Genomic DNA, 1,004 nt, shown 5'->3' on the forward strand with positions numbered 1-1,004 from the left:
CGCTCCAGCGGCAGCGTGTGCGTGATCAGGTCGTCGATATTGAGCTTGCCTTCCATGTACCAGTCGACGATCTTGGGCACGTCGGTGCGGCCGCGCGCGCCGCCGAAGGCGGAGCCTTTCCACTCGCGCCCGGTCACCAGCTGGAACGGACGCGTCGAGATCTCCGCGCCGGCCTCGGCCACGCCGATGATGATCGACTTGCCCCAGCCCTTGTGGCAGCACTCCAGCGCCTGGCGCATGACCTGCGTGTTGCCGATGCATTCGAACGAGTAGTCCGCGCCGCCGTCGGTCAACTGGATGATGTGGTCGACCACGTTGTCGACCTCTTTCGGGTTGATGAAGTGGGTCATGCCGAACTTGCGCGCCATGGCCTCGCGCGCCGGGTTCAGGTCGACGCCGATGATCTTGTCGGCACCAACCATCTTCGCCGCCTGGATCACGTTCAGGCCGATGCCGCCCAGGCCGAACACGACCACGTTGGCGCCGGCCTCGACCTTGGCGGTGAACAGCACCGCGCCCACGCCGGTGGTGACGCCGCAGCCGATGTAGCAGACCTTGTCGAACGGCGCATCCGGGCGGATCCTGGCCAGCGCGATCTCCGGCACCACGATGTGGTTGGCGAAGGTGGAGGTGCCCATGTAGTGGAAGACGGGCTTGCCGTCGAGCGAGAAGCGCGAGGTGCCGTCCGGCATCAGGCCCTTGCCCTGGGTGGCGCGGATGGCCTGGCACAGGTTGGTCTTGCGCGACAGGCAGAACTTGCACTGGCGGCATTCCGGCGTGTACAGCGGGATCACGTGGTCGCCGGGCCTGAGCGAGGTCACGCCCGGGCCGACGTCGGTGACGATGCCCGCGCCCTCATGGCCCAGGATCGCGGGGAAGATGCCTTCCGGGTCGGCGCCGGACAGCGTGTAGTAGTCGGTGTGGCAGATGCCGGTGGCCTTCACTTCCACCAGCACTTCGCCGGCGCGCGGGCCGTCGAGGTCGACGTCTTCGATCGTCAGCGG

At 67.3% G+C, this 1,004-nt stretch carries 1 protein-coding gene; it reads right to left on the reverse strand.

Translation table 11 applies throughout. The features are described from left to right. Window positions 1–1,004 (reverse strand): S-(hydroxymethyl)glutathione dehydrogenase/class III alcohol dehydrogenase (locus GA0116996_RS27870; protein WP_092318378.1); only part of this gene is annotated, 1,004 nt, incomplete at both ends.

Origin of the sequence: Cupriavidus alkaliphilus, from assembly GCF_900094595.1 — a bacterium.
Taxonomy (GTDB): Bacteria; Pseudomonadota; Gammaproteobacteria; order Burkholderiales; family Burkholderiaceae; genus Cupriavidus; species Cupriavidus alkaliphilus.